This is a genomic window from Pseudothermotoga sp. (assembly GCA_025060105.1).
Lineage (GTDB): Bacteria > Thermotogota > Thermotogae > Thermotogales > DSM-5069 > Pseudothermotoga_A.
Map to the genome: position 1 here is coordinate 1 of JANXCS010000006.1, position 14,635 is coordinate 14,635.

Consider the following 14,635-nt stretch of genomic DNA (forward strand, 5'->3'; position numbering starts at 1 on the left):
TGCCAATTGCCATCTCTTTCAGAGAGTATCTCTTTTCGGACAGCAGATTTATAAGTTTGGAGCCTGGGGGGTTTGTTATTATTGCCATCTCTTTCAGAGAGTATCTCTTTTCGGACCATAGAAAGAAACGGGGTCCGTGGACTCCGAACGCTCGCTATTGCCATCTCTTTCAGAGAGTATCTCTTTTCGGACTGTTAAAGCAGGTATATGAAGCAGGCGTCTGGGGGGTCTGATTGCCATCTCTTTCAGAGAGTATCTCTTTTCGGACTAGCGAATACATCGAAAGATATGGTTTAAAGGGACTCCGTATTGCCATCTCTTTCAGAGAGTATCTCTTTTCGGACCGTGTTTTTTTGAAAAGATCATTAATTCAAAATTTCGGTAATCGAATTTCCAAACCTAACGTTGTCGATGTTAGATGCAACTAAATATTTGGGGGTTTTGTTACTCTTTTTAGCTTGAGATGCGGTTTCGTAATCTCTGTACATGAAACGGCTTGTCTGCATGATTCATATTTTTGGGATGTGGTCTGGAAATGTTTCATCTTAATGTAACAGTGTATCCAAATTTTGTTCAAACAAGCTTCAGATGTCTCTTCACTTGTCAAAGACCATAATTTTACGTACGTGGAACAAAGATCATGTCCTAGGGATTTTGATGTTGGAAATAGGGTATGTAGAGTTTCCATTCATCTTTCAAGAGTGACACCTTATCGACAATGTAGATGGGATAAGGTAGCTTCAAATTCACGTATGGTGTCGGATGGAACAATCTGGTCGTGAGATAGATTTCGTATGCTATTTGCTCTTCAGAAAGGTTTGATCTGTTAGTATGGATATTTATCTCAACCCCTTTTTGCAAGTTGTACGTATCAGCAAAATAGATGTACTTGTTTTTCTGGAGTTCTATTAGCTTTCCTTTCAAGTTCATGGATGAGTTTATGTTCGAGTTTTTGTTGATCTCAACTATCACATAATCCACTTTTAAGATATCTAGATGATTTTTCAATTCTGTTGTGTCTTCTATGAACAATCCGTCGCGAATCAAAAAGAGTATTCTTGGTGGAACGCCATTTGAGAGTGTGTAAAGATCAATAGATCTAGCGATATTTTTCAACAGTAGGTTCATGTCTAGCCTTTCATCCAACTTTAGATTCAGTTCTTGATCAATGTACAGTATTTTTCCTTTAGAATCAACAGCCGCAAAGGCATAGTCGGATCGTCTTTTGTGATGATCATGACTCAGATCGAATCCAGTGTACAGCGCACCGTTTGAAAGACCAGACAAATAATACGGTTGAGATCCTGGAACAAAATTGATCGTTTTGTAAGCAAAACTCTTCAGAACGTAGACTTGATTTTCAACGATTTTCGAAACTAGAATGGGTAGAACTATAAGGTTCTTTGGGAATTTTTTCAAAAATTTTCCAAGGCCATTGTAAGTTTTCGAAAGAAGGACGATCACGACTGTTCCATTCGGTAGAGCTCCAAGTTTTTCAGAGTCTAAAAGCTCGAGGTCCTCTTCTCGATATAAAAATTCGACTGTTTCAAAACTCTGTACGTTGGGTACGATTGATCTTAAGGTCTTCATATAAATGGAATTGTCTGAGATTAATTTGTCTATAAGTTGTTGCCTTTGCTCTTTTGAAAGCTTATCAGGAAGCAGGAGCACTATTCTCAATCGGCTGGGTTTGACTCTCCAGCCAAACTGAAAGACGTCTCTAACCTGGTTCGATTTACCTTTGGCAAATTGGTAGACAATACCAAAGTTCTTTATACTACCTTGTTTCAAAGAATAAGGTTTCTTTACATCGATCAGTTCTTCCAAAAACTTCAACTCAGTCGGTAACTTTTTGAACAGTGAGGGAATTTTATTCGTATAAAGTTCGTAAATTTCCTTTGAGATTTTCAATTTTTCCATTTCTTTAGGGGAGAAGTTGAAGAAATAGTTCTCAGGTTGAGAAACTTCTTTCTGGAAATGTTCGTTTATTTGTATGACGAGCTTTCCGTTTTCAATACAAACGAAGGGGAAAGATCTACCTGAAATAATGTTGAGCAGGAATGCAGACCTCACTGTTGAATGGAGTGCCGATTTGGTAGATAGAAACACTAGACGGGGATTGATCGATAGATAAAATTTTTCGTCAATTTGATGGATTCCAATTCGATAAGCTTCGAAATAGGAGACTTCTGGATGGGTTCGTAACGGTGTTTTCGTTGCCAAGGAAATGTACAAATGTTGTGCTGCTTTGGCAAATTTATTGTCTTTGAAGAGTTTTTCGATATAGCTGTAAAGAGTTTTAACAAAGAGTGTCACGTCGTTTTCAACTATTTGCTCTTTCTTTTTGTACATGCTTGAACGCTCTGGTAATATCTTCACATTCCTGTTTGTAAGAGGCAGTTCAACCCAGACGAGATCTGAAGAGTGGACGAATCTTATGTTGTTCATCCGTGACATATTTCGAGCGAACTGTTCTGGAGAGCTTTCAGGGTTGTAATAGAAAATCCTTTTTACCTTGTCAGGGATGACGATTCTGTACAGATTCAGTTCCATCGGTGAATCCTCCTCATATAACGATCACATCTTGGTCGAAGAAGCGCCCTTTATCCTTACCAATCGTAACTATTTTGTCTCTCACGCCTTTAGTTATTGGGTATATCCTCACCGTATCTTCTTCAGGTTTAATGCGTTTTTTAATACCACGTACGAGTTGGTCAAGCTGTGATTCAGCGAGTTCTGTTTCGAAAACGCTGTATTGAACCCTCACACCGTAGCTTTCCAGGTAATCAGACAATTCTTTCCGTCTTTTATCGTCAGTCACATCGTAACTCACAACGAAAAGCACGTTTATCACTTCCTGAAGTAGGGTATATAGTGTTCGTCTTCACCTAGTACTACGCGAGCGTAGTGCCTAGCTTGCTTTTCGAAAATCGTTCTCACATAATTCTCCTCGTCGTCCAGGTGGTATTTCATCTTGCTGTTCAAACGTTCCTCGAATTTGCTTATGAACCTTTTCAAAGCGTCTTTTGTGAAGTGAATTATTCCTCCTTCGATCTCTTCGAAATCCTGAATCGTGAACTCGTTTCTGTTGATCGCGTTCACCACGAAACTGTCCACAAGTATGCATCTGTACTCCTCCGTGAGATCAAACAACAATGATTTCTTCGAAACGTCAACGGTATGCAAGTTCCCGAGGTATGGATCGAGCCCCACAGCGTTCAAAGCTGCTTCAATCTCGTTGTAAAGTAAGCTGTAACCAAGAGAAAGCATTGCGTTTATCGGATCTTTTGGAGGATGTGCGACCCGCTTTTCAAATTTGAACTGTTCACTCTTGAACAATTTTCCAAAGCCTTGGAAATAGTACCTTGATCCGATCCCTTCCAGTCCGATTATTTGTTCGATGGTATCAGCCAAGGAGACTTTCTCGATGATTTTTCTCAAAGCTGCCATTTCCTCACCGAGGAAGCCTCGGGGTAGATTTTTACTCCTGTTGCTCAGAAAATCATAGTAGTTTTTTAATTTTCCAGTGACTATGGCTCGCGCCATTTTCAACTTGAAAGCAGCGTCGTTGTATCTTTCGTATTGTTTGAGTCTAAGCAGAACATTCCTATATTCATTTGTACAGAGTTTTCCTCTGTATTTGCCGTACTGGGTCATGAACACGACCTCGATCCCATTTTCCAAGAAGTAGTTGATCAACTGGGTGGTCATCGATATCATGCCCATGAGATTGATCTTCTCGATTTTTTTGAGCGGTATCTCGGCTAAAATTTCACCTTGTTTTGAAACGATAAGCTTTCCGGATTCTTTGGAAAGTAAAGCACCTTGTTCGGTCACGTACAGTACCATACTTTCCCTCACAAGATGATTTGTATCTCTCCGTTGTTTTTTCTGACGACCATATTTTCCACGTGTATCTCATCATTTGTCATCTTTAAGGCTAAAATCGTTTTCAGCGTTTTTATTTGAACTTCAATTTCTGTTTTTTTCCTCGTTTTGTCCAAGATCTTTCTAACCAGATCTCTCACATCGACCTTTTGAAGTACGAATGAAAGACAGTCTACAGCAAAACAAATGGGACTGTTGAAGACCGTTTTGAATTTACAGTTACAACGTTCCAAGCTCAAAGCGATGGATTTGTTCACGATTTGTTCTCTTATTTCTTCACAGCTTATGGGAATAGAATCCAAGCTGTTCAGAATCGCTTCCAGTCTGTGTTGGGAATAGTTTATAGTGTTTTCAAGCAAACTAGTGAGGAATCTTTTCGATTCCTCGAGAAATCCACAAGCTGCGATCAGGATGTATTCTTCATCGGTCGTTATGTAAGCGGATTTTTGAATCTTTTCAGCGATTTGGTTGAGGACATGACACGATTGGATCACGTGATTGATCGTGTCCGAAGTTTTTGCATGATCGATCTCACTTCTGATGATCTTCTTTATGTTCTTTTGAGTATTTTTTGGCTCATCAATGCGTGGAAGTTCATGCGAGTTTTGTTGCAACAAATCATTGTAGAGCCGTTCAAGGATCTTGACATCGTTTTGTTCCATTTTCATGAGGTACTCAAGTTGGTTGGAAACTGGTTCGAGATTTTTGTCCACAAAAACACACCTGTTAGCCGTTTTTCTGTGAACACCGAGAGGTAACTTGATGAGATTACCAAGACCTCCAGCTGTGTCAGACTGCTTAGGAAAGATTTCTACGCTGATGTGTTCTGGTATGGAAATTTCAGAAACTATTCTTTTCAAAACTAGCCTTACTTTGTAAGCTTGAACCCACGTGTTGAAGAAGATCCACACGTGATAACCTTTGTTTCCGCTGAACTCGAGGTAGTGTTTGATGCCCTCGATTTCCAATTCTTTGCAGATTTGTTTAACCACCTCTTGACAGTTCAAAAGTGCCTTTTCTCGATCTTTCAAGACTGTGTCTTTGAGATCTACATCGAAGGCGGCGAATTTTATACAGTTGTCAGACCTCAACGGATACACTCCAATAGTTTTGGATCCTTCTAAATGATCAATGATGTCTCTTTCTTTCATCGGAGACCTCACTGGGTAGTATCCAGTACTCGTTTGAACGGCGAACACGTCTTCTCTACCGGAGAACAGTTCAAGAAATTTCTTGATGACACGTTGGTCTATTTGGTTCACTTTTAAATCGTTTTTGACAGGGTTCACCGTACCTAGTTTTTCGTAAATCAATGCGGCTAGATCGGTCATTCCAAGTTCTTCGTAAACTTGTGCAAGTTTTTCCATGTACTGTTTTTCGGCTGTTTTTTGAACCAAGATTTCGAGAACTTCCCTCGCTTTCTCATAACGTTGAAACTCCAACAGTAAGTTGGCGTATTTTTGGAGTGAACCGTCCTCCACGCATAATTCGTTGAAGGCTTTTTCGTAGTATTCAAGAGCTTTCACGAAGTCAAATTCTTCCTCTGCTTTCAAAGCCAACTCTTTGAAGTTCAAGGAATCACTCCTCATTCGATGGGCAATCTCTCGATCTGACCGAGTCCCATCGTCGTTTTGTACCCAACACCCGCAAAGAAGGCAAAATCGGCGAGCACGTTCGTGATTTTCAGTAGTTCTTGGTTGTTCTCTGGAACTTTGAAGATGACATCTCCGACGAATCCTTCGAGATAGAAATCTCTAAAAATCACCCGTTTGGATATGGTTTTCCTCTCGAGTATCGAAATCTCCTTGAATTGTTTTTCAATCTGCTGCTCTATCTTAAATTCGGAAAATTTGTTGAATTTTCTCAAAAGACTGAAAAAGACTTTCTCCGGCACAGGATATCTGTTATGTTCATCTCCCGATCTGAAGAGCGTTGGTGTGTGGAACCTAAGTTTTATAAGGTTCGATTCTAATGGGCTGAGGAAGAGTTCTTGGGCAGATGCGTGTGCTGCCCATTTACTGTGCTCTTTGTCGAAGAATATCTCGACTATTCTGTAGGGTATGTTGCCTATTTTCATTTCCTGTCTCAGTGCATTTTTTTCTAGTAAACTCGCAATCATGGAATCGAAGATCTCATCGTTCAGCATTGTGATTCTTATGAAATAAAAGGAGTGTTTGTTGATGTGTATAGGCTCATCAACGTTAAGGCCTAAAAAGGATGAAACTGTGAACGGCTTTTCTTTTTTCTCATCGTGAAGTAACTTCGCCATTTTTGGATCGGACTTACTGATAAGGTCAAGAAAAAAACTGTGTACTTTCTGACCGGGGTAAAAATCGTATACACCTTCATCTAAAGCTTGTAGTTTGATGACCACACTGTGAAAGATACGCATCACCCCTCAGCTTTTTGTAGACTCGTTAACGGATTTCCTTGGTTGAGAAAATATCGCCGCGGCAAGGGCGTTGGAAGTGAACAGGCTTTGATGTTGTCTCATGGATAGACCATTGATACCTGTGTACGGCTTCGTTCGTGTGCTGAAAAGATTTGCATCTTTAGCGAAGTGTAAAAACAATCCAAGCCACATACCCGATATTGCAGCATTGTGATGTTTTTTTGCAAAGTTCAGAAAGGCTTGAAATAATTTGGACTTTGGAACATAGCCATGTTTTTCTGATTCTACCGCGAGTGCCACTAGAAATCTGATGACAAACTCGAGTGTTAGACCGATGAGTATGCTGTGTGTGAAAAAGTTCCTATGTTTTCCCACACCAAATTTGGTGTCGATATCCGGGAGTCCCCCTTCAAGATCAAAACCACCGCTGACCAAGAAAGCAGACAACGCTACTATTGCAAAATCGATCGCGGTATCGACCTTTTGCTGTTGAGTCATGCTCTCCCAAGTCTTTTTAATCTTTTCTGCTCTGCTTTTCAGCTGGTCCTTCAGGTCGATCAACCACTTCTTCGGAGCGGCCCACTTTTCTTCTCTTACAGTTTTACAGAGATATTTTGTAAGCTTCACGGAGCTCACCACAGTGAATTTCATAAAACTGAAGATGTTTCTTATTTTCGTCTCGATCGTCACTCTCAAAGCTTCCTTGAGAGCATTAGAAGCTATCTCAGCCATTTTGTCATCTGAAATCAGATTGCGTAGAGCCAACAGATCTTGTTTAAGTTCTTCCTGCATATTCTCTCCCCCAACTATCTCGGAAGTTCACTCTTCACCAACTTCGAAAACCTCTACGTCTCCAAAACCATACTTTCTGTTTTCTCCAAAACCCGCGTATCGAGAAAATTTCATCAGGGCGGAGGCATCTTCGTTCAACGTTCTGATAGTGATATAGGTGTTCGTCCTATCAACTTTCATTGAGGCAAAGAGATATTTTGGTTTGATATTTATACCGAGGAACATCGAAAAATCGCTGATGAGTTGTTTGAAACTTATGACGTCGGCGTCGTAAATCTTCAGAATGTACGTGCTCGGAGGTGTGAAGAGTTCCTTGGTGAGGGTCCATTCAAAAAATGGGTTGTCTGATCTGAACGAGCTCTTCAATTCGTTCGGCAGGTTCAGTATGAAAAATCGAAAGAGAGCGGGTAATGGGCTAGATAGCACCAAGCAGTTACCGTGTTTAGTCCGAACCGGTCCCATTACCCGTAAAGTACCATCCGGCGCATTCAGAACGAACTCATAAATGGCTTCATTTATATCCTTGATAAGTTTTAGGACATACTGCCATTTTTCTTCATGATCATTGAAGATTTCACTGGTGTAAATGGGAAATCTACCAATCATCGTACCACCTGGAACGCGAACCAACCGATCGGTGATATGATTTGACCGTTACTCAAAACAACCCTTCTGGAGAGAGGAGCCACATCATTTCCGTGGGGCTTTATCAAGTTTCTCACATTTTTTCTGAGTTGATCATCGAGCAGGATGAATAAACTGCAAGCTTTCAGTCCTCCGCCGTAACCTATGTGAATCTTGTTCGGTTGCTTTTTTAGTTCTTCAAGAATTTGACGATATTTGGAATTTTCGTTCTTTAAATCTCTCAATTCGTCTTCTACAACGTCTGTGTACATTTCTCGGACGCAATCTAAAACCTGTTCGATCGATCTTGGCACGTTTGAAAAATTTTTTGACAACTCCTTCTGAATCGCTTCTAAGCCGTTCATATCGAAAATAATCTCAACTTCCAGTTCAATAGATGGAGCGGCAGCTTCTATGAGGAAGGTGCGTTTTATAGAACCAGGATCGAGTCTCTGTGACTGAACCTTGACGATACCGATTCTCAATAGGCAGAAAGGTGTGTTGATCAAGTTTGAATCTCTCACGATCAGAAACCTCGCGAAGTCAGAGCGAAGGTCGTTCTTGATCAATCTCAAGTGGTTGTTGATTTCTTTGGTGATGTGTTGCAATTCTTGTTTTCTTCTAGCCGTTCTCAAAGCGTTTGCAACCAAGTTTCTAAAGTAACCAACGTTCCTTTTCATCAAACAATACTCTATGGCAGTTCTTATGGCGCCTTTTATGGAACTACCGGGTATGTACATGGCACCTGAAGGGTGTTTTATCATCTGGAGGATCTCACCATCGATTGTCCCTACGTAGTTTTTTAACTGATAGAAAATGTCATTATCATGGTTTATTTCCTTATCCACCCTTTGAACAGTCTCGTTCACAATCTTTTTGAATTCTTTTCTGATGTTTGGATATTTGTGAAGAAGCCTGAAAAAAGACATGTCTCGAAGTCTGTAATATGTATCACCAATCTTCACGATTTGACAGGGAACGTATTTTTCACCAGAGCCTATGAAGAATGGGGTTAGCGATTTGAGTTTTAATACCACACTTTGTTTCATACTCCATCACCACCGAAGGCTACAGTGATCGGTGAGGTTTGAATGAAATAGTCTTCTATTTTGGCAAGGCCACGTCCTTTTATTGGAAATGGAAATGTGCTACCTTCCATAAGATAATTTAGATCTGCCTTGACTTGAACTGAATCTTTTTTGAAACCTCGCTTCCTCACAACTTTATAGTAACCTTCGTTCAACCTCTCAATTTCATCTACGTTCGGTACAGATAAAGACAACGTGCAGTGATATTTCCCACCTTGCTCAAACAACTTGGGCAAATCGACCACTTTAAAGTTGAACAAGCCAAAACCATACGTTGAATCCCCACCGATACCACTGTCTGCCAAGATTCTCAGACACTCCATCAATAAGCGTTCATAGGTATCTGCAAATTCTAAAATTACGCACGGAACATAGTCTGGTTTGACATGAGCAACCTCTACGAAGTAGAGCATCGATTTGTTGGTGTTCCTGTCTAGAGCATTTCTAGGGATATTCGTGACGATCACGGGTTGATCCATTAATGCAGATTCTTCAGGATTCTTCAAAGATAGCTTTGATAGATACACGTAGTTTGCATTTTTCAATCTTTTTGGATTCTCTAAGGAAAGAGAATCAAGGATCAAAGGCTTTGGAATGAGAAAATCGTTCGCGTGTTGGAAGATCAAAGAGGAACATTTCAAGCTTTTCGCAAAATTCTCAGCTTCCTCAGGATTGAGTTTGAATGCCCAGTAAACGAGAGCACCATGGATCGTGTCCGAATGAATCGTTGGGAGGGTAGAGTCAGATTCATCTCCCCTTCCTATCCTGAAACCACCCTCAAATTCGATGAGGATGAGTTTTTTCATTTCGATCATCCCTTCAAAAGTTTTTGCTTCAGCTCTGAAACTCTTTCTTTCAAGCGTGAAACACTTTTATCCTTCAAATCAAAGGAAATCACATTTTGTTGTTCCCCTTTGTAATAACTTTCAGGTTTGACGATCAGCCTGTCTACTTCGAATCTAACTTTTCCGTATCCTCTAGATCCACTAGAACCGATGTAATCATCCTCGATCAGTTCAAGGGCAGTGAAGATGTTCCTGAGGTCTTCTTCGATCTCATCAGCTTTTTCAGCTGTGTAGATTATTTCAAATGAGAATTCAGCATTTGCTGGGACTCTTTCAAAGCTTCTTGGGCTTGCATGACAAGTTACTCTATCGAGAGCGTTTTCCATCTTCCATTCCGTGTACGGAGCATCTGTTTCCATTCTTTCCAAAGATTCTCTCGATTCTTCTGTCAGATGAGCGTCTCTAACGATTATCCTGGAAGGTATGTTGGTCTTTTCATCATTGAACTTCGGTGAGGAGCCGAAGAGTCTGCAGATTTCACATTTAGTATCAGCACACTCATGCCTTCTGATAGCATTCTTACCAGAACCATGGAGTTTGAGTTCCTTTTTCTTCAACCTTTCCAGCAACGCTCTCATTTTTCCTTTCAGTGAACTTCCAGGCAAGTAAGGTTGACCAGTGAGTGGGTTTCTGATCACTGGGTTGTCAAGTCCCCCTATGGAGATACCTATGTCCGATCCACCGACTCTTGTTCCACTTAAAAGGACGATCCGTCCAGAGATGATGTACTTGCCGAGTATGGGTTTGATGGATGTTTCGTTCATCTTCCTCTACCTCCTCTCTGAAGATTTTCATAATGTTCACTCTTCATTTGTTCGTAATATTTGACATAAGCAATTATAGAATCATAGAATTTTTTGAAAAATTCAAAATCTTGGTGATCCTGGATTTTGTCTATAGCTCCACTCAACACATCCTGTAAATCTTTCAGCTCTTCTTGGCGCCCTGTTTGGTAAGCGAGAAAAGCTTTAACAAAGATTATCTCATCGAGTATTTCTCTTTTGAATTTTTCTGAATCTTTTAAATATAAAGATCTGTTCATCGAATATCTGCTCCAGATCTTGGTTATATGGCTGTGAAATCTTCTGATTTGTGTGATGGTTATTTTTTTATCAATGATGCCTTTGGCGACATTTTCTGAGAAACCGATCATTTTAGAGACATCCCAATTGGAAAGCTTTTGTAGACACTTAATTTCCTGTAAGTTAATCATTTTCATCCCTCCTTGCCTTGAGATCCATCAACTGCATGACACTGTTTAATGCTGGAATATCTTTAGTTCTGATGAGCTTGACGAAATCTCTATCATTTTGGTTCTCTCGAGCTTCAATGTAAGCTAAAAAAGCCTTGTTTAAAGGTGATTCTTCCAGCGAAAGCGTTAGAATTTTTCTCAAAACGCTTCTATCCACAACACCAACTAGGCTCGATAGTTGTTCGTACGCAGGGTATGTCTTTCCAGCGAATTCACTCCATTTGATGATTTGGGTCTTCTCTAGCTTCTTTCTTTGAGGATGTTTTTGTATACCGTGAGAAAAGACGAGACAATCTTTTCTGCTTTTTCCAAGTTTTTCGATGTATTCAGCCGTTTCCTTCACCTGAGAGATACTCTCCCTCTCATCAAACAGAACGAAGCCAGCAGTGTATGTGATCTTTTCGTTGTTTCCAGTGAATTTTCGAAATTCGATCTGCATTTCATAAGTAAAACGAAGAACATCTTCCCAACCACCAACAACGAAAAGATCGTCTCCACTCGAGTAAACTATTGCAAGGTTCTTCTCCTCAGCGATTTTCGTGATTCTGTATTTGAAGAAATATGTGAAGAGTCTTGAAAGTGTACTGATTCTCGACATAGTTTTGATCTCTAAGCCGTTTTTGAATATGTCACCAAGGCTATCGATGTCAGCTTGGATGCATGCAAGTTTCTTTCCTGCCGATTCTTCAGCCATTTCCTCGAACTCTTCATGTTTGGCGTATCTCGCTATATCGATGAATACGAGTTTTTCAGAGTTTTCTGGATAATTTTCAGGAAGGGTCAGTACGTAACTGGTTGAATTGGAAGGCTCGTCACTGAAATCGTATTTTTCATTGAGTATTTCAAATTCTCCCTCTGGATCACGCACAAAGTATTTTGCTTTCACCATTCGTTTACCATATTCGTACATCTGTTTGCAGAAACCGCACACGATTGGTTCTTCATTTTCCCTTATCGGCTGTAAATCTCTCACCCTTTTTCCGCATACTTTACATGTTTGTAGGTTTTGAACGCTTTTAATGTTCACAAGATCGAAGATCTCGTGAAGTTCTTCTTGAGAGTACATTCTGAGCTTTGCTTGACCCAATTTGTTCTTCAACCTTTGAAAAGCGTTGGAAGGATCCTTGACCTCGCTCAGTTTCATCGGTTCGCATTCTATGACCAGTTTGAGTTCAGGCGCTTTCTCGATGAGCCATCTGTTGATCTCGTTTTTCACTTTCAAAATTTTTTGAAAGTTTTGATTCGTATTGGACAAAACCAGATAGAAGTGTCCTCCTCCTATGTAGTGAACGTTCGTTCTGAAGAAGTTTGTTTCTTCGAGTATCTTGTCTACAATTATTTCTTGTAATACGTCTATGAAAAAACTACGACCCCTGAAGGAGCGCAGTGCACCTTTCGAAGAAACCTTCTTGATGAACCTTTGAATCCCAGAAACATCTCCTCCAACGAGTAGAAGAACTTCTTCTTCCGACAGCTTCTTAAGATCTCCATAATTATCGATTTTGATACCATTCGTCAGTATGTAGTCATAAAGCGAGAGTGCTATCATAGCGGTGACCTTCATATGGTCGTAGAGTGATATGTCCATAGTTCCAAGCTTTTGAGTTGACTGTGGTACGAAGGATAAATACCTGTACAGAAGAAATCTCAGATTTTCAATGTTCAATTTCAGTTTTTTTGCATCTTCTACGAGCATTTCGTAGAGTTTTCTGAAATCTTCTTCTTTCGCTACTTTTTTGTCCGTTGGTTGCTTCAACTCACCAACTGGTAAAGGTTCAAAGAAAGAGAAGCTGGTTGCATCCTTGTCTTTGTATATCCTTGCAAGAACGTTCTCAAGAGTTCTTAATTCTTCGAAACCTTCATCTTCTCTCGTTTGACGCTCAGAACTAGCCACGTTGTCGGCGTAACACACAAACCACGTGAGTTTGTCGTCATCGAGATCGCGTTCATGATGTTTGAAGATGAATTTTTGATAGGGTCCAAAGATGTACTCATCGTTAACCTTGACATCCCTAACGAATCGAGCACCCGCGATCGTGTGAGGCTCTTTTTGTAATCCCGCTCTTCTCACGAGTTTGCCTATATCGTGTATCAACGCACCGATGACTAGTTCTTCACGTTCGTTTTTCATATGTTCACCTCCTTTCTTTCAAAATTTTTTCGATCTTTTCTTTGACACACTCTAAAAATCTGTTTCTTCCAATCACCGTATGAACGGTGAGGAATCCCATCCCCTTTTTGCTTTTGAGTATGATTTTCAAATGGTCTGCTTCTATCCAGATGTCGTAACTATCTCCACTTTCCTTTTCAGAGGTTCCAGTTATTCTCACGGTTTTTACCCAAGGGAGCTTCGCTATTTCCTCGATGATGTTTTTGTTGTGCTCTTTGAATTTGGTTCCGTGCCTGATATCCGTAATGATCTTATTGGAAAAGTCTTCTTCGCACATGTAATCTTTATCTTCAATGGTTGAGCAGTCCCACTCGATGGTTTGAAGGTATATTTCACCGAGGGGGTTCAAAGACAAGCAGTTTTTGTTGTCCAAGTTTACTCTCTCTATGAATATCTTCAATTCGTTCGGCACGGCACCCCAATTTCGGAAACCAAACTTTTTGAGAAAGCTTTCTTCGTCTGTCGTATTTATGTATTCAAGGTATGCGAAGATGCTTGAATAATTTTTGTACACGTTCGGATCGAACTTCACAGGTATTGGAAGCAGTTCTATTATTTCATCGAAGGTTTCGAAGAGATAATAAACAGGTACGTTCAAAGCTTGTCCGAGAAGAGTAGCGTAGGCAATGGTTGCTTTGTAACCACCGGTGGCATTGATGATACTGTATTCCAAATGATTTTTGACGCATCTGGCCATCTCCCTGACCAGATTCCTGAGGCCTTGGAATTTGAATTCCAAACGATTTCTGTTGTCTAGTTTATCGATTTTCACGATCTCTACGCTGTTGAAGTCTAAACCGTTTGTGTTGTTTTCAAAATATATTTTGAGGATGTTTCCCACAAGGCTCCCCTCGGGTGTGTCAGAAACCAACAAATACATTTTCTGACGAGCAGATAGGAATCCTTTTTCAACCAGGCTAGCGACTGAATTGATCTCAGCACCCCAGATGTAGTTTCTTGGATCTTCAATTTTCCTCACAATTCGAGCAACTTCGTCAAATTTCCCCAATTTTGCAAATTCGAGTATTTTTTTCGGTTCTTCTGGAGCATTGAGTTTGCTAGCGTTACTGAGAAAGCTTGCACCAACTGTGCACACTAAAGTGTTTCTATACTTTCCAAGGTCCATGTTCTTTCACCTCACCATCATGGAAACAATTGTAAACTATTCATTTGCCAATGACCAAAAAAGTTCGTTCCCCAATTTTTATTGATCCTGTTGGACCTTTTTTATGACACTTGAAGATCACGAATTTTTAGTGGAGAACGTTCCACCCCCACACGTAAGATCAGAAAAGTTTCTTTCGTACAAACAGCTCATTCTTTCAAGATCGTTCAAATGGCTAGTGGCTTGGTTCGATTCTTTATTGTCTGCATACATATATTATATGTAAATTTTATGTCTCAGTTTATTCATTTCATAATTGAGCAAAGTCAGCGCTGAATTGGGACTCAGTCGATCGAAGATGTTTTTAAAGGCATTTGTACAAGTTCTTTGACTCTCATCTGAGGGATGATTGGCATTTGTTCGAGGTTCTCTCGAAAAAGAGTGAAAATTGTGAAGAAAAGAATGATTTTCATCCGTGG

15 protein-coding genes and 1 CRISPR repeat array are annotated in these 14,635 nt (G+C 40.2%); of the genes, 1 reads left to right on the top strand and 14 read right to left on the bottom strand.

Annotation, left to right across the window (positions count from 1 at the left end; genetic code table 11):
* Positions 1 to 5: 5 nt before the first annotated feature.
* Positions 6 to 344: direct repeats of the CRISPR family, unit length 36 nt; unit sequence ATTGCCATCTCTTTCAGAGAGTATCTCTTTTCGGAC.
* Between the two features lie 301 nt (positions 345 to 645).
* Genes NZ875_06490 through NZ875_06550 form a run of 13 tightly spaced genes read right to left on the bottom strand, consistent with a single transcriptional unit; the run spans position 646 to position 14,177 of the window.
* Positions 646 to 2,553, bottom strand: coding sequence for a hypothetical protein (locus tag NZ875_06490; protein ID MCS7175386.1), 1,908 nt, complete (start codon positions 2,551 to 2,553; stop codon positions 646 to 648).
* Positions 2,554 to 2,566: 13 nt separating this feature from the next.
* Complete coding sequence (gene cas2, locus NZ875_06495; protein MCS7175387.1) at positions 2,567 to 2,854, bottom strand: CRISPR-associated endonuclease Cas2; 288 nt, start codon at positions 2,852 to 2,854, stop codon at positions 2,567 to 2,569.
* Positions 2,851 to 3,849, bottom strand: a complete 999-nt coding sequence (gene cas1 / locus NZ875_06500) for a CRISPR-associated endonuclease Cas1 (protein MCS7175388.1) — start codon at positions 3,847 to 3,849, stop codon at positions 2,851 to 2,853. Before cas1 ends, cas2 begins: the two co-directional genes overlap by 4 nt.
* An 8-nt stretch (positions 3,850 to 3,857) precedes the next feature.
* A complete protein-coding gene (locus NZ875_06505; protein ID MCS7175389.1) occupies positions 3,858 to 5,462 on the bottom strand; it encodes a CRISPR-associated primase-polymerase type A1 in 1,605 nt (534 codons plus the stop codon).
* A gap of 11 nt (positions 5,463 to 5,473) precedes the next feature.
* The gene (cas6, locus tag NZ875_06510; protein MCS7175390.1) at positions 5,474 to 6,280 is read right to left on the bottom strand and encodes a CRISPR-associated endoribonuclease Cas6; all 807 of its coding nucleotides are present in this window, start codon (positions 6,278 to 6,280) and stop codon (positions 5,474 to 5,476) included.
* A gap of 6 nt (positions 6,281 to 6,286) precedes the next feature.
* On the bottom strand, positions 6,287 to 7,072 hold the full coding sequence (locus NZ875_06515) for a hypothetical protein (GenBank protein ID MCS7175391.1): 786 nt from the start codon (positions 7,070 to 7,072) through the stop codon (positions 6,287 to 6,289).
* A gap of 27 nt (positions 7,073 to 7,099) precedes the next feature.
* Positions 7,100 to 7,678: a hypothetical protein gene (locus tag NZ875_06520; GenBank protein MCS7175392.1), complete on the bottom strand. Its 579-nt coding sequence runs from the start codon at positions 7,676 to 7,678 to the stop codon at positions 7,100 to 7,102.
* Positions 7,675 to 8,745, bottom strand: a complete 1,071-nt coding sequence (gene csm5, locus NZ875_06525; protein MCS7175393.1) for a type III-A CRISPR-associated RAMP protein Csm5 — start codon at positions 8,743 to 8,745, stop codon at positions 7,675 to 7,677. The genes NZ875_06520 and csm5 overlap by 4 nt, the downstream gene beginning before the upstream one ends.
* Positions 8,742 to 9,590 (bottom strand): type III-A CRISPR-associated RAMP protein Csm4, encoded by an 849-nt coding sequence (gene csm4, locus NZ875_06530; protein MCS7175394.1) that lies wholly within the window; start codon positions 9,588 to 9,590, stop codon positions 8,742 to 8,744. Before csm4 ends, csm5 begins: the two co-directional genes overlap by 4 nt.
* Before the next feature lie 5 nt (positions 9,591 to 9,595).
* Positions 9,596 to 10,393, bottom strand: a complete 798-nt coding sequence (csm3, locus tag NZ875_06535) for a type III-A CRISPR-associated RAMP protein Csm3 (GenBank protein MCS7175395.1) — start codon at positions 10,391 to 10,393, stop codon at positions 9,596 to 9,598.
* Entirely contained in the window at positions 10,390 to 10,842 is a 453-nt protein-coding gene (gene csm2, locus NZ875_06540; GenBank protein ID MCS7175396.1) for a type III-A CRISPR-associated protein Csm2, read from the bottom strand. The genes csm3 and csm2 overlap by 4 nt, the downstream gene beginning before the upstream one ends.
* Positions 10,835 to 13,012 (bottom strand): type III-A CRISPR-associated protein Cas10/Csm1, encoded by a 2,178-nt coding sequence (gene cas10 / locus NZ875_06545; GenBank protein MCS7175397.1) that lies wholly within the window; start codon positions 13,010 to 13,012, stop codon positions 10,835 to 10,837. Before cas10 ends, csm2 begins: the two co-directional genes overlap by 8 nt.
* Before the next feature lie 4 nt (positions 13,013 to 13,016).
* Positions 13,017 to 14,177: a putative CRISPR-associated protein gene (locus tag NZ875_06550; GenBank protein ID MCS7175398.1), complete on the bottom strand. Its 1,161-nt coding sequence runs from the start codon at positions 14,175 to 14,177 to the stop codon at positions 13,017 to 13,019.
* Positions 14,178 to 14,280: 103 nt separating this feature from the next.
* On the opposite strand from NZ875_06550, the gene NZ875_06555 reads away from it, so the two are divergent.
* Complete coding sequence (locus tag NZ875_06555) at positions 14,281 to 14,442, top strand: hypothetical protein (protein ID MCS7175399.1); 162 nt, start codon at positions 14,281 to 14,283, stop codon at positions 14,440 to 14,442.
* A 58-nt stretch (positions 14,443 to 14,500) separates the two neighbouring features.
* On the opposite strand, the gene NZ875_06560 is transcribed toward NZ875_06555, so the two are convergent.
* Positions 14,501 to 14,629: a hypothetical protein gene (locus NZ875_06560; protein ID MCS7175400.1), complete on the bottom strand. Its 129-nt coding sequence runs from the start codon at positions 14,627 to 14,629 to the stop codon at positions 14,501 to 14,503.
* Between the last annotated feature and the right edge of the window lie 6 nt (positions 14,630 to 14,635).

What these genes read in the sequence shown, in the direction of transcription:
- NZ875_06490 (MCS7175386.1), bottom strand. Translation starts at nt 2,553, where the DNA reads ATGGAACTGAATCTGTACAGAATCGTCATCCCTGACAAGGTAAAAAGG.
- csm4 (MCS7175394.1), bottom strand. Translation starts at nt 9,590, where the DNA reads ATGAAAAAACTCATCCTCATCGAATTTGAGGGTGGTTTCAGGATAGGA.
- NZ875_06550 (MCS7175398.1), bottom strand. Translation starts at nt 14,177, where the DNA reads ATGGACCTTGGAAAGTATAGAAACACTTTAGTGTGCACAGTTGGTGCA.
- cas10 (MCS7175397.1), bottom strand. Translation starts at nt 13,012, where the DNA reads ATGAAAAACGAACGTGAAGAACTAGTCATCGGTGCGTTGATACACGAT.
- cas1 (MCS7175388.1), bottom strand. Translation starts at nt 3,849, where the DNA reads ATGGTACTGTACGTGACCGAACAAGGTGCTTTACTTTCCAAAGAATCC.
- cas6 (MCS7175390.1), bottom strand. Translation starts at nt 6,280, where the DNA reads ATGCGTATCTTTCACAGTGTGGTCATCAAACTACAAGCTTTAGATGAA.
- NZ875_06515 (MCS7175391.1), bottom strand. Translation starts at nt 7,072, where the DNA reads ATGCAGGAAGAACTTAAACAAGATCTGTTGGCTCTACGCAATCTGATT.
- csm5 (MCS7175393.1), bottom strand. Translation starts at nt 8,745, where the DNA reads ATGAAACAAAGTGTGGTATTAAAACTCAAATCGCTAACCCCATTCTTC.
- NZ875_06555 (MCS7175399.1), top strand. Translation starts at nt 14,281, where the DNA reads ATGACACTTGAAGATCACGAATTTTTAGTGGAGAACGTTCCACCCCCA.
- NZ875_06520 (MCS7175392.1), bottom strand. Translation starts at nt 7,678, where the DNA reads ATGATTGGTAGATTTCCCATTTACACCAGTGAAATCTTCAATGATCAT.
- csm2 (MCS7175396.1), bottom strand. Translation starts at nt 10,842, where the DNA reads ATGATTAACTTACAGGAAATTAAGTGTCTACAAAAGCTTTCCAATTGG.
- NZ875_06560 (MCS7175400.1), bottom strand. Translation starts at nt 14,629, where the DNA reads ATGAAAATCATTCTTTTCTTCACAATTTTCACTCTTTTTCGAGAGAAC.
- csm3 (MCS7175395.1), bottom strand. Translation starts at nt 10,393, where the DNA reads ATGAACGAAACATCCATCAAACCCATACTCGGCAAGTACATCATCTCT.